This is a genomic window from Bacillus bruguierae, from assembly GCF_037104725.1.
GTDB lineage: Bacteria > Bacillota > Bacilli > Bacillales > Bacillaceae_G > Bacillus_A > Bacillus_A bruguierae.
Map to the genome: position 1 here is coordinate 13,121 of NZ_JBAWSX010000028.1, position 18,135 is coordinate 31,255.

Consider the following 18,135-nt stretch of genomic DNA (forward strand, 5'->3'; position numbering starts at 1 on the left):
TTGTGCCCAAGATAGTAAATTTTCAAGTTCCATAAACGGTCGTTTATGGAACCTTATTTATTTCTACTCAAATAGAGCAAAATACTATTCCAATCTAGAACCCCCTAGGACCTGCTAACCAGTTTATTGCTAAATTGTTTTTTTGTCTTCCTTTGTTTTTAAATATAAGTAAAATCCATAATCAGTCATAACGGAAGCATATTTCCATTCTTAAACCCTCACATACTAACAAATCAAATTCTGTTTTATGTAGTACTTCCCCCATAGATAGTTTTCTCATTTTAATTTATTTTTCACTATTTTCCCCAACAACAACATTGATTCTTCCTCATTTGGAATGTGAAGCAAATTATTTTTAATAAAATCTCCCGCAGTTGGATAGTTATTTCCCTTTATATCTCTCGCTCTCTACTTATCTCCTACTTACAATCCCAAAAATAAATTTGAATTCATTACGGTTCTTTTTCATTTTCTTAAAACCTTCTTTTGTATCTATAATAAAACAAGTTTTTCTTACCCAACATCTCATATATACCGACTCAAAATGAATTGGCTGCACAATACCACGCTGCTCCGTCTCAGTTCCGTCATCATATTCTATTTCTGTCCTAACAAGCCACTTATTTCCGATTCCAAATTCAATATATTTCAATTGTAATTCTCCTTATCAAAATACTTATTAGTTTCCACATTAACATAATTATATTATGTTAACTTCTGTTTCTTACATTAATTTTCTCTTTTGGTCATACTATTTGTTCTATGAATGAAATATAGAATCCTTCTTTTATTGCTCATTAACAAACCATAGTCATTCCATTTGGGACACTGACTATCATCAAAACTAGCAAAGCATTGTCATAAGAAGCATTTTATGAAAAGATATAAACGATCAAAAATACAGAATAATCATTATTTTAAAGTTAACTTCAAATATTTTAAGGAGGTAAAAATTATGCAGCACTCTATCACTGAAGACATACTAAAAGAACTTGAAAATAAAGGAATTATTGAACCTTTCGGCTACTATAAAAGCCTAAATGGCGGAAGCAGCAGTACAGTTGGCGTTATTACATATGACGATACTCCCTTATATGTAGTGAAAATGAACAAGCCTAATGTCTTACAAGCTGAATCACTGTTTTTGAATCGCTATCGAGACCAGCATTTATTTCCGCAACTCATGTATATGGATTCTAATGACAACTACATAGTTTATAAATATATGACTGGTTCAACCAATAATCGCAAAAGTAATAAACGTACTGTACTAACTTTCCTTTCATCACATATAATAAACTCTTATCATCCAATGTGTGATGCAAACAAATGGGGATGGGTAGATGCGCCAGAATCAACATGGGAATTATTTCTACATACTCGCATTACCGAAGCTTACGAAACCATTCAATCCCACTTAAATACTGAAGATCATCAACTCATTCGGAACATCGTAACGAATCGGCTGAAAAGAAATAAGAATGATACACCTTATCTAATACACGGGGACTTTGGTTTTCATAATTTCCTTTTTAGCGATGAACAATTAGTTGGTGTTATTGATCCTACTCCAATTGCAGGGCCTCCCATTTACGACCTTGTATATGCATTTTGTTCAACGCCCAACAATTTAGAATTGCATGTTATCCAACCAGCTGTTTCTCTTCTAAACAATTGGCAGCCTCAAAATGAAATAGATTTATATGAAGAAATATTACTAGGTTTATATTGTCGCATCGCTACTTCCATTCGACATCATCCAGAGGATTTACCACAGTATATTATAGCGTGGAATAGATGGAAGGTTGATATTGGTTTGAAATAAAGTCAGATATTAATTGAACGTGCATTTACTGTAAATAGAAGGAATCCATTTTGACATAGGATCAAAATGGATTCCTTATTAAAGCATCTGACATTTCAAGATACGCTATCTTCAAATGCTTCCTTAATTTGTACTTTGCTGATGACATTGTTTACACAAAATTTCTTTCGCATGTTTTACTAATACTTTATCTAACACCCCAACTGGCATTAACGATTTAGTTGGTACATTCAACCGAGCAACAAATTCTTCTCCTTCAATAATTTCCTTAGAACAAATATAACAAACTAGCTTTTTTTCTTTAAAAAATGACAACAATTATATCACTACCTTCTACTCATCTTCTAACTCCTGTACTTGCTTCACTCTTAATTTATACACATAAACAATTGGTATAAAACCACAGATAAATATAATAGCTCCTATTAATAAACCATCTCCCCAGCCAAAGTTGGGTGTAATTGAAGTAAGATAAGCAAAAACTGCCACAATAACAGTTAATACGACCATGCCAATAATAAATGATTTCTTAGGGTCTTTTATTTCTTTTTCATGTTCTACACCGATACTCATCGATAAATAACCAGCTACAACAGTGGTTAACATAAATACCATCCAAAGGGGATTCTCACGCATCCTCTCCATTCCCCCTTGAATAAAGTCGTAGCCAAGAATACATAAAATCCCCATTGTTTGGACAATATAAGCGATTTTAATATTTTGTAAATTTCTTAAAACGAGTCTTTCATCTGTAATTTTTTTCATTCAAAATCCTCCTGATCCACCCAAAATATTTCATCTAATGTTGCATTTACGGCATAGCAAATTTGTAAACATAACTTTAATGACGGATTATATTTCCCTTTTTCAATCAGGCTAACCGTTTGTCTTGTAATACCGACCGCATCAGCAAGCTGTTGTTGTGTCAAATCAGCTTTTACGCGAGCAACCTTTACATGATTTTTCATATAACACCCTCCACTTAAAATGTAATATATATATTCCTTTATGTAAAGTATAATTTACATAAAAATAACAGTTCCTCCGTATCTCAAGGCAGGAGGAACTATCATTTTGAAAGGTATCTTCAATTTATAAAATTTCTTTCAAAAAAATAAGAAATAATTTTTAACAAACATTATAAAATAAAAAATATTGTTTATGGATACAACCTTATCTATTCACATGCTATTTTTATTAAAAATCTAACAAATAAACCATTCGCTCAATCCCTACTGCCTGAATGAATAGCGGCAATCGCGGACCAACTGAACTATTCAAAACAAGCATATATACCATATGAAATAATAATTTTTGATTGGCTCTCATGATTTTCTTATCCTCATCATGACAAATTGCATATATTTTCTCCATTAATTGATCTATCTGCTGACTATTACGAAGTATGTCACAAAATTCTTTTAACCACTTTTTCTGAATCTCATCTAATGTTTCATAGTATTCGATATCTTTCTTATCATTTATACGAATCATTTTTTGTGGATTCCAATTTTTAATCCAATATTCTACCCGATCGCTTATTTTCTTAATGTCTGTTACGGTATATTCCTCATCTGTTTTACTAAGCACACTTTGTAATGCCTGCACATGAAAGTTTACTAATGGTAAGACACCTGCTACTTGGTTAAATTTCGGTAATACTTCATTTTCATCATTAACTTTTGATAATTTAAGTGAAGAACATATATCTTTATCTTGTAACGTTCCATTTCGATAATTCTCTTGAAACCTTTCATATTCAGAATAATTTCTAATCACATCTTCATCTAGACCAATGTTAAAAGATGCATTTGGTTTATACTTCGAAAACATAAAGAGGATAATTTCAGGCAAATATATATTTAGTAGTTCGTTTGGCGTTATAATATTTCCAGCTGAGCTAGACATTTTTTTATGATCGCCTTTTATTCCTATAAATTCATAAGCTACATAACTAGGGGCTTCATAGTTAAAAATCCTCCTGGCGATTTCTTTTGATACGTTATAACTCCCTGTTTCTGATGAGTGATCTCTTCCTCCAGGTTCGAAAATGACATCTTCAACCATCCATCTCATTGGCCAATCTATTTTCCAATTCAGTTTCATATTATTTGCACTCATCACTGATAATATTGAATGGTTTCCACAACTACAAACATATTCAATCGTTTTATTTTCTTCATCAAACTTTTTTATTTCTGTATGATCTTTTCCGCAATTCTCACAATATAGTGCAATTGGGTAGAAAGCATTTTTCTCTTCTTCTGAAATATTACTCGTCTTAAATTTCATGACTATATCATATATTTCTTTTCTTTGTTGTAATGCATGAAGAATGTGCTTGTTATATCTACCAGTTCTATATTCCTTACTCTGATATAGAAACTCCACTTCAATCCCAAAGGCTGCTAGAGATTTTTCAAATTCTTTTTCAAAGTGTTCTGCATACGACGCATGACACCCAAAAGGATCCGGAATATCTGAATACGGCAAACCAATATATTTTTCAAAAGAGGGATCAACATTTTTAGGAACTTTTCTAAAACGATCATAATCGTCCCATGAGAAAATAAAACGTGTTTTCTTCCCTAAGTCTTGCAGCGCCCTCACTACAAAATACGTTGTTACAATCTCCCGGAAATTCCCTATATGAACTGATCCCGAAGGACTAATTCCTGACGCACACACAAAAGTATCTTTATTTGGATACGTATTAATTAATTCATTTGCTATTTTATATGCCCAGTGCATACCATCACCTCTTCATAAAATCATTTCAATTCACTTTTACCTTTTTCCAAAATAAAAAACTCCCACCCCCAAGATTATAAATCTTGAGGACGAGAGTTATGCTCATCGTGGTACCACCTCAGTTTATTGATATGTCACCATACCAACCTCTTCGGGTACGGCAAATTGCGTATACCCTATCTCTATAACGGGAGAATCCGTCGTATTATCCCTAATCAACTTAGTTCCATACGAAGCTCCAAGTCTTTTTTCATTAAGAACGCTATCTCCCCTTCTCAGCTACCGGAGTTCTCTGTCACATAACATTTCTTAATTACTCTTCTCTTCATCGCTGTTAATATTTTCATTTTTTTAATTGCATTAATAATAATCAGAAAAATAATTATTGTCAATCATTTCTTCTGATTATTATTTGTATTAGGTTGCATCGCTTCACTAGTAGTGTACTTAAGTTAAACAATAATTCACGTACCAAATCTTGACAAAACAGAAATTATTCAATAAGCTTACATTAATACTAAACGTTTAGTATTAAATGTTTTCTATTTTAACGGAGGGATAATGATGACAAGATTAATGGTACTTGGTTTATTAATGCAGTATGGCCCTATGTCTGGCTACGAATTACAGCAAGCCATGCAATCTGCGCAAACTGATACATGGGCAGGTGTTTTCCCTGCTTCTATTTACCACGCTTTAAAAAAAATGGACAAAGAAGGGTTAGTAGAACTAGATACTGTTGAAAAAACAGGAAATCGTTCCAAAGCAATATATAGTATCACACCAGCTGGAAAAGAAGAATTTCACAAGTTAATGATTGAATCTTTTCAGCAATCTTCGGTAACTTTTCCAACTCATCTATATACAGCACTAACTTTTTTCACAGCTGATGCAGTTTCTATCGAGAAAATTACAGTTGCTTTGCGAGAACAAAAAAAAGAAATTATAAACATGTTCGAAAATATGAAAGCAGGACAATCGATTAAAGAGAAAATGATTGACGTTCCTGAGCATGTAACTCTTATCTTTGAAAATATTTATGAACAATGTGAGATGCAGCTTCGTTTTATCGAAAAGCTAGAAAAGAAGTTATCTATATTAGAAGAAAAGACCAGAAAGGAGGAAAAATGATGGAATCTCAAGTAAAAATGTCTCGACTGCAAAAAGCTGCTTTATGGGTTGTAGCAGTAGCTGTCTTTACTGACATGCTTATTTATGGAATGATCGTGCCGATCATTCCAAGCTACGCAAAAACACTTGGGGCCACGCAAGCTGAGATTGGCTTTTTATTCGGCAGCTATGCCATTACGTTACTTCTCGCAACCCCAATTTCAGGAGTGCTCTCTGATAAAGTAGGAAGAAGACTCCCTATGATTCTAGGTTTATTTGGATTAGTAGCTGCAACTATATTATTTGGATTTGCGAACAGTTTTTGGTTATTGATTGTAGCACGAATGCTACAAGGTATATCTGCAGCTGCAACATGGACAGCTGGATTAGCCCTTCTTGCAGATGTATTCCCTCTGCAAGAACGCGGGAAAGCAATGGGGATCGCTCTATCCGGTCAAGCAATTGGGATGCTTTTAGGACCAACTATCGGCGGCTTTCTTTACCAATGGGGCGGCTATCACTTACCATTTATATTCGCAGCAGCAATCGCACTTATTGATGGGATATTACGAATCACATTGCTTCATGATGAACCGAAACAAGATACAGAGCAACGCGTTTCTTATCGTTCAATCTTAAAGATGCACTCTTTATTTATGATCATCGGAATTATTATAATTGGAGCTGCCTTGCCTAGCGCTTTAGAACCGACTCTTCCTTTATATTTACATAATGTTTTACACGTAAGTTCAGGAACAATTGGACTTTTATTTGCTGTTCCTACTCTCGCCTATGGGTTTACTGCTCCAGTAATTGGGACACTATCAAATAAACTTGGCAGAAATCAAACAATGATTATTGGACTTATTATTGCTGCTCTATGTTTTCCATTCGTAACACTCGTTCCTAATATTATTACTGAGATATTAGTTCTTGCTGTGTTAGGAATTAGCTTCAGTTTCTTACTAGCACCCGCTCTGCCAGAACTGACATACCTTGCAGACAAAAATGGAATTCGTGCATACGGTACACTCTTTGCTATCTATAACACAGCATACTCTATTGGCATGTTCTGTGGTCCAACGTTAAGCGGTAGTCTATCCGACTTATTTGGATTAACAAATACATTATACATCTTTAGTCTTATTCTCCTATGTTATCTTGGACTGTTTTTTTTGAAAATAAAAAAACAAGCGTGACTATCTTATAACGTATTTTTAAAAGATTTAATGTTAGATTAAAAATGTATCCAAGATATTATCTTTTCTTCTTTGTTCATTCTAGTATATTTAAGTGTCATTTTGGGTGTACTACGATTCAGTATTTCTTATAACATGGCTACATCTTTTGTTTGCTTATAGGGGTCCTGCCCCATCACCATCAAGCTAAAGGAACGAGTTATCCCCAAACAATAAATACGAGCAAAATGCAAAAAAATTTCGTTCTAGGGGTGGTATGAGAGTTTAAGTTGATGGGCATGTGACAGGACCCCACATCCATCAACTTAAGGATGTGTAACGGTACCCCTATATACAAAAACAGAAGGAAAATATACATCCCCCTCCTGTATCCAACCAATATTATTCTTGCTCGTCCATAATTTTCTCAAATGCAGCAGATACTTTTTCAAATTCCTCATCACTCTCAATGTATGAGAATTCACTACCTTCTTCTACTTTTAAAAAGAAGATATCAATGTCTTCCTCTGTTTCCGTTTGAATGTCTTCTACAAAGCCAACAGCAATGTATTCTGCTCCTTCAACATTCAGCGTTCCGAGCACTTCAACTTCCTGCTCCTCATTACTCTCATCGCTAAGGGTAAAAATTTCGCCTACTTCAATTTCCGACATATTCATTCTCCTCCTGTTATACTCTAAAAAATAGAACGTTCAAATCGTATACTTACTAGTATATCTTTCCATAAAAAATCAAATTAATGCGCAAAGAACAACAATTTCTTGCTGCTTCAGCGTAAGAATCCAACTAAAAGGATATCATCTGTGAATATGAATGAATACATTTTGGGCTCTCGTCACCCTTTCTCATTAACATAAGAGAATAGTAACGTGCTTTTAACTTCAAAAATAGTCTAAATCCTTAAGTTGATGGGCATGTGACAGGACCCCATGCCCATCAACTTAAGAAATCTCTTGTCCCCAAAATGAAAAAATGAACTGAATTTTCGTAGACAACTATGGAGAGATAAAGTGAAACTTCCATTTTGGGGATACTCCAAAATATTAGCTTGATAGTGATGTGTTGTGACTCCGTTTAGTAAAATAAACTTATCACACAATCTTTCACTTAAATGTATTGTTAACTCGTTCCTCCCAATCTACGAAGGACAACTTATCTGTAATATGTTTTAATTCATTAGAAACTTCAACATAACATATTAATTCTAAACTGTTACCATCCGGGTCCTTGAAGTATACTGAAGCATTCCCTTGATGCGGGCGAATAAATGGCTCAATAGACTTTCTATTACCAAATGGGACAGCTTCAACTTGAATAGAATCTAGCCACTTTAAAGATTCCTTTAAATCTTCATATGAAACTCGAAAAGCAATATGTCGTAAGGAAGGGTGGTATCGAGTTTCATACTCATTTCCTTCCCATAAACCAAACCAACTTTTCCCTTCTTCAATCCAAAAGAAAGCAGTGTTTTCATCACACCAAGCAAGATCCAATCCTAATTTCCGGTAAAATTCAATTGAATTTTGTAAATTACTAACTGGTAAGTGTGCTTCATACAATCCTTTAATCATATGGTTACCCTCCTACTCCCTATTCTTGAATATTAACTATATCAATGTACAAGCAATATTAAATCCACTAAAAGTATTAAAGTTCTATACATCTTTAGAGGTAGTGTAATAGGGACACACACCAATAATACAAAATCCCATATTGCATTCTCAAAACTAAAAAAGTACGGTAACAAATTTATCGTGAATTTGTTACCATACCTTTTTACCACCAAATATTCTTTATAATTTTCTTTAAATAATATATCTTCTTTAATAGTTAATTATATTCTATATAATTTAAGTTGTAGTTTTACTATGATTATAGTGCCATTCAAAGTATTTCTTATTTTCCTGATTCCACTAAAAACACTTTCTACCGTTTATTTTCGTAAGTTCATTTACAGCAAAGGCTTTCTTAAGAAAGCCTTTGGCTGCTCGTTTATCTCTTGATTCGCTTAGATAAAAATTAATGGTATTTCCTTTGGAATCTATTAGACTATACAAGTACATCCATTGATCCTTTACTTTGATATACGTTTCATTAACTCTCCAAGAGTCATTTGTTGACTTAAGATGACACCATAACCTATCCTCTAATTCAGGCCCATATTGATGAACCCAACGCATAATCGTTGTGTGGGCCATAGATAAGCCGCGTTCCTCCATCATTTCCACCAAATCACGAAAACTGAGGTTGTACCGTGTAGATACCATCTCACGGTTAGTAAAATAATACCAGGCAGATAATACTTCCATTTGAACAAATTTTGATTTTCCATACCGATTACATCCCTTTTTTTGAGTACTAGTATCAATATGTCCAAGATTCAGAGATTAATTGCTATTATCTCGAGGTTTTCGCACCAAAACCAAGGGCTGCTTTTTCCCATTATTGGCGTTTATCATATAAACATTGTACGAAATTTTGTTATCTCTATTAAGTAGAAACTTGCTATATAGAATAATTTTTTTATATGATAAAGTGGACTTATGCTTAAATGAAAAAAGGAGAGTGACCCAGATGACAAACCAAAATGAAACGAACGCTTTACCACCAAAAACATGTACGATTGAACGTCTCATCACGATTCAGGAGGACATTGAAAAAGTGCTTGCAGGACATAAAACGGCTACTCGCCGCAACGGGAGATATGCGGATGTCGGGGAAGTAATGGAGCTTCAAGGTCACCGGTATGTTGTGGAGAAGGTCTATTCGCAGTCACTTGGCGAATTGACTGATGGGCATGCCCGTCAAGAAGGCTATACGAATGTGGAGGAATATAAGCACTCTATCCTGTCTCTTCACCCTGGCATGCCATGGCTGCCAAATATGAGAGTTTGGGTTCATGAATTCCGTCCCATCGAAGGTTAATGTGATATAAGGATGGACATGTTGTATCGACTGCTTCTGTATGTACATATTTTCAGTGTAATCTTATCCATCGGCCCGTTTTTTGTATTGCTTCCGCTCATCAAAAAATTGCGGGCTTCAGAGGCCGGAACACAGCAGGCTTATCTGGATATATTCCGATTTTCGGTAAGGCTGGCCAAGCATGCCGGGCATGTGCTGGTTGCATCCGGAGTTCTGCTTGTACTGGCGGGCCCTTGGACTTGGAAGACCCCTTGGATAGTGATGACCCTTATTCTCATGGCGAGTTCATTATTTTTCCTGGCCCGCGCCTTTTCGCCGACCATTCGGAAATTCGGCGAAAAGGGCCAAGACAAGGACGCCTTGATTCAATTGTTGCGGCGTTCTGTTTGGATTTACATTGTTCTTTTAATGGCGATGTTATGGTTCATGGTGACAAAGCCTGCGTTGTGGCAGGGATGATAGATCTAGGGCGAATAGTGGCTTGGTGTGATTGCCGTTTGAATTCGCCGGGCGGCATGGAACAAGGACAAGCCAAAACTGGCTTGTCCTTATTGTAATTACGCTTTGAAGAGGTGATGGAATAGCCTTTTACGATCTGGGCCTACTATCTCATCACTATCAAGTTAAGAAATACATTCTTCCTCAAAACGAAAAAAATAAACTAAATTTCTATGGGCAACTATGAAAGGATGAAGTTTTCGTTTTGGGGATACTTCAAAATCTTAGGTTGATGGGCATAAGGTCCTGCCACATTGCCATCAACCTAAAAAAACGAGTTACCCATAGGGAAATATTCTCGTTCGGGGGTATTAAAAGATCTTAACTTAATGGCCAAGAGACGGTACCTCCCCTTAAAGTTTTTTAAACCTAATTGGACTTACCATTAAGAGAGCGAGGATTAAGGTAATCCATGCATTACTATATGAAAACAATCCCATGACAGCCAATGGTAATCCAGCAGCTGGAATAGGTAATCCCATAAAATACCCAATGGTTGGTTTAACACTAAATTTAGCTAATCTTAAGGCACCCATCGTTGGGAAGAGGATAAATGCCAAAGAAGTTAAAATAGATGGTGCCGCTATCGAATGAAACAGAAGTGCAGGAGCAACGCCAAAACTAACAATATCAGCTAAGGAATCCAATTCTACGCCAAACTCACTATTCACTTTTAATTTTCTCGCAATCCTTCCATCAAGAAGATCTAAAACAGCCGAAAAGAAAATAAAAATGCAGGCGGCTTCCAAAAAGCCGCTCATATTTAAGGTAATTGAAAAAACACCGCACAATAAATTTCCTATCGTAAATAAATTAGGTATAGATTTTACTATCCAATTGAACAAAGTTGTCCCCCCTAAGTTGATTAAACTTCCTATTTATGTAGCATTTTCTATATATTCTTCCGTTATTCTTAAAAATACATGACCAGTGTACGCTAAGCAAATTTCGATAAGAAAAAAGCCGATTTTCTGTATGTTAAGGAAAATCGGACCAATTGCCATTAAAGCAGAATTGCCTAAAGGAAGATCGAGCTTATTTCATTTTTTATCGTATTTTCATCATTAATGAAAATCATCTTACTCTACTCACAACTTCACTTACAAACATATATTTAATTTTGTTTATAAACATCTGCCGCTAACTCTTGCAATAAGGGCTCGTCTATTACTTTGAAATAACTGTCCTGCTTCTCTAACACTCCTTTATCACAAAGAATATTTAACGTCCTCAGTAAATGTCGGTAACTTGTTCCTAATAACTCCGATATTTCCGTTAGATTCCCTTGAAATATCATTGTTTTTTCTTCATCTTCTACCCTCTCACCTATCGCAAGAATGTAACTCGCTAATCGATTCTCAAGTGGATAAAGTAAATTAATGGAGCTATTTTGTGCAAGTCTAGCAAGTTTATGGGCTAACGAATCACAAATAAAACTTAAAAAGGTTGCATCATGAAGTAAACGTGTTCTAATTTTTTCTAATGGGATTCCAATGCAATATGAGTCCTCTATCACTTGAACATTGGAAAACGTTTTTTGAGAACGAACTAATTCTACATCTCCCATAACTTCAAACCCATTATAAAAAGTTAATAATAACGATTTTCCGTTACTTAAAGTCGTATACACTTTTGCTTTTCCTTCTACAAAAAAGTAAAGATAATGAAGTATTTCATTTTCTCTACATATATATTCATTCTTTTTAAATAACAATAACTCCATCACAGACTTTATGTCATGACTAAAAAAATCTTCAATATTATTCTTTTGAATATACTCATCTAACTTCTTCGAATCATATATTTTTTTCATAAATTCTCCAAATCCCCTCTTTACTATGACATATGTCATAATACACGATACTTCAATCATGATAAATTAACTTTAAAAATGCAAGGGGGAAACACTATGTATAAATTGCTTTCCGCACTTATCGGTGCTCTCATCGCACTGATGATTCCACTAAACGGCATCTTAGCAGAAGTTATAGGAAATTATAACGCTAGCGTTCTTATTCATATTGTTGGATTAATTGCGGTTATTATCATTTTAATAGTAGGGAAATTTAAAATTAAGATTCATAAAGGAATTCCGCTGTACTTATATAGTGCAGGAGCTATCGGGGTGTTCACCGTACTCTTTACTAATGTTAGCTTTTCAACACTCGGTGTATCCTTAACAATCGCTTTAGGTTTACTCGGTCAGTCGATCACTTCTATTATCATCGATCATTTCGGATTATTAGGAATGCAAGTTGTGAAGTTTGAAAAAAAGAAAATGGTCGGCTTATTACTGATTGCTTCTGGAATTGTTGTTATGAATATTTTCTAATGGAGGAGAAATGATGTTATATATATGTATTGCCATTTTAGCTGGCTGTTCCATCGTAATCGCAAGGGTGATTAATGCAAATTTAGCAACGCAAATTGGAATTTTCCAAGGAACTTTTTTCAACTATATTACTGGTCTCGCTTTTTCGTTGCTATTTTTAGTTTTTAGTAATGAATCTTTTAACATGTCCTACACAACATTGCAATCCATACCGTTTCTTGCTTATTTAGGTGGATTAGTAGGTGTTATAGTAATTGGATTATCGAACTATATTATTCCTAAAATATCTTCCTTCTATTTGACATTACTCATTTTTATTGGTCAGTTAAGCATGGGGATTATCATTGATTTTTTCAATTCATATGAAATATCGCTCGGTAAGATAGTAGGTGGTTTGTTAGTATTAATGGGACTCACATATAATTTAATCATTGATCGGACGGATATACCTGTTCAAGATAAGAAACAAGCTTATTAACGCTTGTTTCTTATTCAATTATGTGCATAATATTTTCTAAATCTAAACTGGATAATACCAACTGACCGTTTTCCAATTTCTCTGTCCTCAATCGTTCTAAATTTAAATAATAACGAAGAGAACATTCAGCAATTCCAGTCACCTTATAAACCTCCTCCCCTTTTAAACAGTTTAATTTCCCCAAATGACTTTAACAATAATTGTTAAAGGAGAATTAAACCAGTATAAAAACTAACATCTTTTTTTACATATGCTAGAATTCTATTTAGAGATTCTAGTCAAATGCATTTATTTTCAGTACCGTTTCAGAAGGAAAAATATACTTTTAATTATAGGAGGACTAATGTGAAACATGGAGAGAAAATGCCTATTCGTGAGAAAGAGCAGTTTGTACAAATCAGTGGTTTCAAATTATTTACAAAGTTGTATGGAGAGCAAACAGACAAACCTACCATTATAATGGATGCTGGATATGGAGACTATTCTAAAGCTTGGAGTTCAATAATTACTGAAATTTCTCTGCTAACGGACGTACTTGTCTATGATAGAGCTGGATTAGGAAAAAGCGAGAAAAGCCTTAATCCTAGAACGAGCCAAGAGATGATAGAAGAATTGAATGAACTTCTAATAAAAATGAAGATACAACCCCCATACATATTAGTAGGTCATTCTTTTGGTGGAGTAAACATGCGGATATATGCTACAAAGTATCCTAACAACGTCGCTGCATTACTTTTAATTGATTCTACACCAGAAGATTATCAAGAAAGATTTCTTCCCACAATGTCAAAAGAATTTCAACAAGCATATAACAACCAATTTATTTATGAAAGTACATACGATGAATTCACTGCAAGTCTAAAGCAACTAAAACAAACAAAACAACAATTAAATGTTCCCTTAATTGTTTTATCAGCAGGAAAAAAAGATCATTATTCTAAAAAATCTCAAGAATTATGGAATGAAATGCAAAAAGAGATTCTTGAGATATCTACAAAAAGTGAGCTTATAATTGCAGAAGATAGTGCCCACTATATACAAAACGATGAACCATTTGTAGTAATTGATGCAATAAAGCGTTTAATTAATAACTTCTAAATTGAATTGATTATATTTTTTGTTAATCCCTTAGACTCTTTAGTTTAGTAAAAGGAGAGCATAGTGTATACATGACTAATATGCGCTCTCCTTTCTTCTTTCTAACAAAGAAAAACTTACTCTTTCTTATTTAATAACTTCTTTTCCTCATAATCGAATTTTCTATTATTAAGAAATGAATAATTGGCAGTACTAAGAAACTAGCAATTGCACACATAATACCAATAGCTAAAAATGTTTGTCCGCCTACCAATAACCAGGAAGCACCTGCAGAGGCAAACATCATTCCCATATACATTGCTGAGCTATTCAGAGCCATTACGGTCCCCCTTACTTTAGGGCTTAATTCTGAAATTAAAGCTGTTAATGAAGATTGACCAAACCCAATTGATGTACTCCATAATACATGTACAATCATTGCAAATATTACATGTTCAGTTAACAAAGTGAAACTAACAACTCCAATTGCCGCGATAATAGTAGCAATTGAAACAACTGCTTTTTTACCGATTTGATCTGCTAATTTACCACCTATGACGTTGCCTATAATACTACCGGCTCCTGCCAAAAAAATTACCATTCCTATTTTTTCTACACTAAAATCAAAATTCTCTTTATAGTAAACTCCAATATAAGAAAATATACCTTGTAAACTAACAGTCCACAAAAAAGTAGATAATAATGCAAAGAACACAGATGTATTGGTAAAGGCTGTCTTTATCCCAGAAACCATTGCTACTGGTGCAGAAACTGGAATTTCATTTGTTGGTGGCGTTTTAGGCAAGACGCCCATTATAATAAATGCAACCAACATTGCTAAAACCCCTATACCATAAAAAGTCCATTGCCAATTACCAACAGAAGTTAAAAAAGCCCCAATTGGTACACCTAACACAGTAGAGCCAACCATAGCCCCCATGATCATTCCCATTGCTGTGCCTCTCATATTATAAGGTACTTTATCACCTATTAACGCAAAAATACTTGGCATCACCATAGCCCCTGATAAACCTGTTAATGCACGAAAACCCAAAATTGTATTAAAATCTTGTGATAGTCCTGTACAAAAAGTTCCAATTGAAAATATGATCATTCCTGTTACAATCATTTGTTTGCGCCCAAATTTATCAGAAATCGGGCCAAAAAACGGAGCAGTTAATCCATAGAATAATGCATAAGAGGTAATTAACCACCCTCCCCTTTCCATTGGTACTGCGGTAGCTTTAGCAATATCAGGAATTAAAGGTGATACCACTAAAGAATCCATCCCAATAAAAAATGCTACAATTGCTAGTAGAATTAACATAGGTTTCATTCCATTATCACTCACTTAAATCTCTCCCTTAGTTTCTGATTTTATTTCACATATGAAATAAATACCCAAAAATATACTTCATATATGAAATATTTATGTAAAAAAATGCAACTATTATATTATATAAATCCATTTTGATTTTTCGGCATATACATTGCTGCTATGCAGAAAAAGACCCTGACCGCTTCTATGCACGGCCAGATGCTCTCGTCCACCTAAAAAGAATGGTTTTATGGCGTTTTTTTAATTTGGATTTATATAGTTACACTTTTGTTATTTCTTTTCAACGTTTAATAAATGAAGTTTATAGTCTTCAAGAATTTCTGATAATGTTATAAATTTTTCTTCACCAAAATAAGAAAAATTTTCTTTAAGGAATGCTTTGTATTGAACATTTACTTTTTCTTTCGTTTCTTTACCTTTTTCAGTTAAATATACGAATGTTTCTCTTTGATCAGATGGGTTTTTAGTAGTTGTTACAAAGCCATCTCTTTTCATTCGTTGAACCATAGTAGTAACATTACTAGGAGCACAACCAATTTTTTGTTTTAATTCAGACATCGAAGTTTTTTCTGATTCTGATAACACTTGTATAACTCCAAATTGAACTACACTAATATCGAATTGTTTCAATTGATTCTCGAGATTATTTTGTAATTGATGATATACATCTCTAATTAAAGCATATAACTCCCTTGCCGTTATTTGCATAGAAAACACCCTTTCTTCAGAGAATAAAGTCTACACTAAACAAGTCAAATATAAATAATTATATTCCCAAACATTTATCTGGAGTTTTACAACTATTTCTATGTATCTTCCACATTTCTCTAAAAGTCAACATATGTTTCATATATGAATTATATGTTGCCAATACATAACTGTCAATGATTTTGATATCTCAATAACTTAATATACAACCTTACAAAATTATCCATCTTTAAACGAACTCATATATTATAGCAAAAACAAGAAACAGTAGTTTAAAACCTCTTATTTTATGTAAAAAGGCTCTTCATTAAATTGTACATAGACCATAAACCAAACATTAATATAATAAATCCAGAAATACGATTCACAATATTTAAAGGGAAATTTTTCATTCGATTCATCAATATTCCTGTTACACTGCTAAGAATTAGCCACCATAATGTAGAACCCAAAAATACTCCTAATACTACGACTAAGCTAGTTATTGTATCATTATTCGAATTAGACATTCCAAGTCCAGAAAAAATGGCTAGGAAAGATAATATGGTTACTGGATTTGTAATAGTTAAAAGAAAGGTTGAAGCATATGCTCCAAAAACATTATTACCATTAGCTTTAGCTGATATTTTTGATGGTTTTGAAACAAAAATTTTCAATCCTATATATAATAAAAACACACTACCAATGAAGTGAATCCATCCTTGTTGTTCAACTAAAAAATTAGTTATAAATGTTAAACCGAGCCCAGCAATCAGCCCATACAGCCCATCAGCTGTTGCTGCACCTAAGCCTGACATAAAACCAATACATTTTCCGTACTCCCAATGTGCGTCGTATACATAAAACCCCAATAGGTCCAACAGGAGCAGCTATACTAAGCCCAATGATTAATCCTTTGATAAACAATTCAATGACCAACTTATTCTCCCTCCGATATTAATACTATCCTTTTATGTGTCTTATTCTCATTTGCGCTAGTATCGTACCACCAAACAAAGTGGAATTTTTTCTATTTTGTGAAATGCTAAAAAACTGAAAGTAGTGAAAGAGACCGTTATCAACGGTCTCTTTCACTGACATTGTACTTCACTCATTAAAGCATGAGTATTACCTTCTGTATCTTTAAAGAATGTCATCCATGTTTCTATTTGTCCCATTTTCGATACAATATGCGGTTCATCAATAAAAACAATTTCTTTACTTAATAGATCTCCATAAGTATTTTTAATTTTTTCAACTTGAAAATAAATGACTGAACTAGATTGAGCAAATTCCTCTTTTTCTGGGAGACTTAAAAGGAGACGTAACCCGTTACATTCAAAGAATGCCATACTGTCAGTTTTAAATAGAATGATTTGCATTAACTTATGAAATTGTTCTTCATAACCAACTGGGTCATTCTCAAGAATAGGTAATTTCTCTTTAAATTTTGTTATTCCAGCTAGTAAAGTTTTACTTGTATCATAAGTTTTTTCAATGAATTCGATACAACTCTTATCCGTGAACTACCCACCACTTAACGACCTTACGGTCTGTTTGAAGTGGGGGCTTCAAAAGTCAAAAGACTTTCTCTTTTATTGCTAATTCCTCCACAAGCCTAGCGGCTCATGTCCAAAGCCTTGAATTCGCGGCGTCCCTACCGCTAATAAAATCGATACAAACTACGCAATTATACTTTGTTCGTACAGAATACGAATGCCATAATATTTTAGATTACGACCCGCATTGTAATCTCTATCGATTTTCGTGCCACAATTATCGCACATATAGATTCTTTCAGATATTTTTAACTTATCTTTTTTGTGATTACACTCACTGCATAATTTACTCGATGCAAAATACTTATCCGCAACGATGTAATATTTTCCTTTTTTCTTAGATTTGTACTGTAACAT

At 33.9% G+C, this 18,135-nt stretch carries 22 protein-coding genes, 2 pseudogenes and 1 other annotated feature; of the genes and pseudogenes, 8 read left to right on the forward strand and 16 right to left on the reverse strand.

Annotated elements, in window-relative coordinates; genetic code table 11:
- Positions 1 to 412 precede the first annotated feature (412 nt).
- Positions 413 to 652: a DUF3977 family protein gene (locus WAZ07_RS25315; protein ID WP_336474605.1), complete on the reverse strand. Its 240-nt coding sequence runs from the start codon at positions 650 to 652 to the stop codon at positions 413 to 415.
- Between the two features lie 303 nt (positions 653 to 955).
- On the opposite strand from WAZ07_RS25315, the gene WAZ07_RS25320 reads away from it, so the two are divergent.
- Positions 956 to 1,825 (forward strand): phosphotransferase, encoded by an 870-nt coding sequence (locus tag WAZ07_RS25320; protein WP_336474606.1) that lies wholly within the window; start codon positions 956 to 958, stop codon positions 1,823 to 1,825.
- Between the two features lie 123 nt (positions 1,826 to 1,948).
- On the opposite strand, the gene WAZ07_RS25325 is transcribed toward WAZ07_RS25320, so the two are convergent.
- From WAZ07_RS25325 to lysS, 4 genes are all read right to left on the reverse strand, one after another.
- Positions 1,949 to 2,143, reverse strand: a complete 195-nt coding sequence (locus tag WAZ07_RS25325; RefSeq protein ID WP_336474607.1) for a hypothetical protein — start codon at positions 2,141 to 2,143, stop codon at positions 1,949 to 1,951.
- A 15-nt stretch (positions 2,144 to 2,158) separates the two neighbouring features.
- A complete protein-coding gene (locus WAZ07_RS25330; protein WP_336474608.1) occupies positions 2,159 to 2,590 on the reverse strand; it encodes a hypothetical protein in 432 nt (143 codons plus the stop codon).
- A complete protein-coding gene (locus WAZ07_RS25335; protein ID WP_336474609.1) occupies positions 2,587 to 2,793 on the reverse strand; it encodes a helix-turn-helix transcriptional regulator in 207 nt (68 codons plus the stop codon). Before WAZ07_RS25335 ends, WAZ07_RS25330 begins: the two co-directional genes overlap by 4 nt.
- A gap of 229 nt (positions 2,794 to 3,022) precedes the next feature.
- Positions 3,023 to 4,576, reverse strand: a complete 1,554-nt coding sequence (gene lysS, locus WAZ07_RS25340) for a lysine--tRNA ligase (protein WP_336474610.1) — start codon at positions 4,574 to 4,576, stop codon at positions 3,023 to 3,025.
- A gap of 82 nt (positions 4,577 to 4,658) precedes the next feature.
- Positions 4,659 to 4,914: a binding site (T-box leader), on the reverse strand.
- 226 nt (positions 4,915 to 5,140) lie between these two features.
- On the opposite strand from lysS, the gene WAZ07_RS25345 reads away from it, so the two are divergent.
- Together WAZ07_RS25345 and WAZ07_RS25350 are read left to right on the forward strand one after the other, a co-directional pair.
- Positions 5,141 to 5,707: a PadR family transcriptional regulator gene (locus WAZ07_RS25345; RefSeq protein WP_336474624.1), complete on the forward strand. Its 567-nt coding sequence runs from the start codon at positions 5,141 to 5,143 to the stop codon at positions 5,705 to 5,707.
- On the forward strand, positions 5,707 to 6,885 hold the full coding sequence (locus WAZ07_RS25350) for an MFS transporter (RefSeq protein WP_413788951.1): 1,179 nt from the start codon (positions 5,707 to 5,709) through the stop codon (positions 6,883 to 6,885). The genes WAZ07_RS25345 and WAZ07_RS25350 overlap by 1 nt, the downstream gene beginning before the upstream one ends.
- A gap of 381 nt (positions 6,886 to 7,266) precedes the next feature.
- On the opposite strand, the gene WAZ07_RS25360 is transcribed toward WAZ07_RS25350, so the two are convergent.
- The 3 genes and pseudogenes from WAZ07_RS25360 to WAZ07_RS25370 all read right to left on the reverse strand — a co-directional run.
- Positions 7,267 to 7,536 carry a DUF1292 domain-containing protein gene (locus tag WAZ07_RS25360; protein ID WP_336474612.1) on the reverse strand — a complete coding sequence of 90 codons (270 nt, stop codon included), beginning with the start codon at positions 7,534 to 7,536 and terminating at the stop codon, positions 7,267 to 7,269.
- 450 nt (positions 7,537 to 7,986) lie between these two features.
- Positions 7,987 to 8,454: a VOC family protein gene (locus WAZ07_RS25365; protein WP_336474613.1), complete on the reverse strand. Its 468-nt coding sequence runs from the start codon at positions 8,452 to 8,454 to the stop codon at positions 7,987 to 7,989.
- 366 nt (positions 8,455 to 8,820) lie between these two features.
- A pseudogene (locus WAZ07_RS25370) lies at positions 8,821 to 9,215 on the reverse strand (IS6 family transposase); the annotation flags it as partial.
- Positions 9,216 to 9,457: 242 nt separating this feature from the next.
- On the opposite strand from WAZ07_RS25370, the gene WAZ07_RS25375 reads away from it, so the two are divergent.
- Complete coding sequence (locus WAZ07_RS25375) at positions 9,458 to 9,808, forward strand: ASCH domain-containing protein (RefSeq protein ID WP_336474614.1); 351 nt, start codon at positions 9,458 to 9,460, stop codon at positions 9,806 to 9,808.
- A gap of 18 nt (positions 9,809 to 9,826) precedes the next feature.
- On the forward strand, positions 9,827 to 10,267 hold the full coding sequence (locus tag WAZ07_RS25380) for a hypothetical protein (protein ID WP_090913608.1): 441 nt from the start codon (positions 9,827 to 9,829) through the stop codon (positions 10,265 to 10,267).
- A 392-nt stretch (positions 10,268 to 10,659) separates the two neighbouring features.
- Here WAZ07_RS25380 and pssA read toward each other — a convergent pair whose 3' ends face one another.
- A complete protein-coding gene (pssA, locus tag WAZ07_RS25385; protein ID WP_336474615.1) occupies positions 10,660 to 11,151 on the reverse strand; it encodes a CDP-diacylglycerol--serine O-phosphatidyltransferase in 492 nt (163 codons plus the stop codon).
- Between the two features lie 269 nt (positions 11,152 to 11,420).
- Entirely contained in the window at positions 11,421 to 12,119 is a 699-nt protein-coding gene (gene yeiL / locus WAZ07_RS25390; RefSeq protein WP_336474616.1) for a transcriptional regulator YeiL, read from the reverse strand.
- 96 nt (positions 12,120 to 12,215) lie between these two features.
- On the opposite strand from yeiL, the gene WAZ07_RS25395 reads away from it, so the two are divergent.
- Together WAZ07_RS25395 and WAZ07_RS25400 are read left to right on the forward strand one after the other, a co-directional pair.
- The gene (locus tag WAZ07_RS25395; RefSeq protein ID WP_336474617.1) at positions 12,216 to 12,638 is read left to right on the forward strand and encodes a DMT family transporter; all 423 of its coding nucleotides are present in this window, start codon (positions 12,216 to 12,218) and stop codon (positions 12,636 to 12,638) included.
- A 13-nt stretch (positions 12,639 to 12,651) separates the two neighbouring features.
- A complete protein-coding gene (locus WAZ07_RS25400) occupies positions 12,652 to 13,116 on the forward strand; it encodes a DMT family transporter (protein ID WP_336474625.1) in 465 nt (154 codons plus the stop codon).
- A 10-nt stretch (positions 13,117 to 13,126) separates the two neighbouring features.
- Here the strand turns inward: WAZ07_RS25400 and WAZ07_RS25405 are convergent, their stop codons facing one another.
- Positions 13,127 to 13,258: a hypothetical protein gene (locus WAZ07_RS25405; protein ID WP_336474618.1), complete on the reverse strand. Its 132-nt coding sequence runs from the start codon at positions 13,256 to 13,258 to the stop codon at positions 13,127 to 13,129.
- A gap of 221 nt (positions 13,259 to 13,479) precedes the next feature.
- Between WAZ07_RS25405 and WAZ07_RS25410 the strand changes: the two genes are divergently transcribed.
- Entirely contained in the window at positions 13,480 to 14,214 is a 735-nt protein-coding gene (locus tag WAZ07_RS25410) for an alpha/beta fold hydrolase (RefSeq protein ID WP_336474626.1), read from the forward strand.
- A gap of 130 nt (positions 14,215 to 14,344) precedes the next feature.
- Here WAZ07_RS25410 and WAZ07_RS25415 read toward each other — a convergent pair whose 3' ends face one another.
- From WAZ07_RS25415 to WAZ07_RS25435, 5 genes and pseudogenes are all read right to left on the reverse strand, one after another.
- A complete protein-coding gene (locus tag WAZ07_RS25415) occupies positions 14,345 to 15,544 on the reverse strand; it encodes an MFS transporter (RefSeq protein ID WP_336474619.1) in 1,200 nt (399 codons plus the stop codon).
- A gap of 258 nt (positions 15,545 to 15,802) precedes the next feature.
- Positions 15,803 to 16,240, reverse strand: coding sequence for a MarR family winged helix-turn-helix transcriptional regulator (locus tag WAZ07_RS25420; RefSeq protein ID WP_336474620.1), 438 nt, complete (start codon positions 16,238 to 16,240; stop codon positions 15,803 to 15,805).
- Between the two features lie 287 nt (positions 16,241 to 16,527).
- Positions 16,528 to 17,037, reverse strand: coding sequence for a LysE family translocator (locus WAZ07_RS25425; RefSeq protein WP_336474621.1), 510 nt, complete (start codon positions 17,035 to 17,037; stop codon positions 16,528 to 16,530).
- 273 nt (positions 17,038 to 17,310) lie between these two features.
- Positions 17,311 to 17,589: pseudogene (locus tag WAZ07_RS25430) on the reverse strand (VOC family protein); the annotation flags it as partial.
- A 312-nt stretch (positions 17,590 to 17,901) separates the two neighbouring features.
- A partial coding sequence (locus WAZ07_RS25435) for a zinc ribbon domain-containing protein (RefSeq protein ID WP_336474622.1) occupies positions 17,902 to 18,135 on the reverse strand: 234 nt, incomplete at its 5' end.

Coding starts and splice junctions, on each gene's coding strand:
- WAZ07_RS25375 (WP_336474614.1), top strand. CDS start 9,458: ATGACAAACCAAAATGAAACGAACGCTTTACCACCAAAAACATGTACG.
- WAZ07_RS25365 (WP_336474613.1), bottom strand. CDS start 8,454: ATGATTAAAGGATTGTATGAAGCACACTTACCAGTTAGTAATTTACAA.
- WAZ07_RS25395 (WP_336474617.1), top strand. CDS start 12,216: ATGTATAAATTGCTTTCCGCACTTATCGGTGCTCTCATCGCACTGATG.
- yeiL (WP_336474616.1), bottom strand. CDS start 12,119: ATGAAAAAAATATATGATTCGAAGAAGTTAGATGAGTATATTCAAAAG.
- WAZ07_RS25330 (WP_336474608.1), bottom strand. CDS start 2,590: ATGAAAAAAATTACAGATGAAAGACTCGTTTTAAGAAATTTACAAAAT.
- WAZ07_RS25400 (WP_336474625.1), top strand. CDS start 12,652: ATGTTATATATATGTATTGCCATTTTAGCTGGCTGTTCCATCGTAATC.
- WAZ07_RS25350 (WP_413788951.1), top strand. CDS start 5,707: ATGGAATCTCAAGTAAAAATGTCTCGACTGCAAAAAGCTGCTTTATGG.
- WAZ07_RS25425 (WP_336474621.1), bottom strand. CDS start 17,037: ATGTCAGGCTTAGGTGCAGCAACAGCTGATGGGCTGTATGGGCTGATT.
- WAZ07_RS25335 (WP_336474609.1), bottom strand. CDS start 2,793: ATGAAAAATCATGTAAAGGTTGCTCGCGTAAAAGCTGATTTGACACAA.
- WAZ07_RS25345 (WP_336474624.1), top strand. CDS start 5,141: ATGACAAGATTAATGGTACTTGGTTTATTAATGCAGTATGGCCCTATG.
- lysS (WP_336474610.1), bottom strand. CDS start 4,576: ATGCACTGGGCATATAAAATAGCAAATGAATTAATTAATACGTATCCA.
- WAZ07_RS25320 (WP_336474606.1), top strand. CDS start 956: ATGCAGCACTCTATCACTGAAGACATACTAAAAGAACTTGAAAATAAA.
- WAZ07_RS25360 (WP_336474612.1), bottom strand. CDS start 7,536: ATGTCGGAAATTGAAGTAGGCGAAATTTTTACCCTTAGCGATGAGAGT.
- WAZ07_RS25380 (WP_090913608.1), top strand. CDS start 9,827: ATGTTGTATCGACTGCTTCTGTATGTACATATTTTCAGTGTAATCTTA.
- WAZ07_RS25420 (WP_336474620.1), bottom strand. CDS start 16,240: ATGCAAATAACGGCAAGGGAGTTATATGCTTTAATTAGAGATGTATAT.
- WAZ07_RS25410 (WP_336474626.1), top strand. CDS start 13,480: ATGCCTATTCGTGAGAAAGAGCAGTTTGTACAAATCAGTGGTTTCAAA.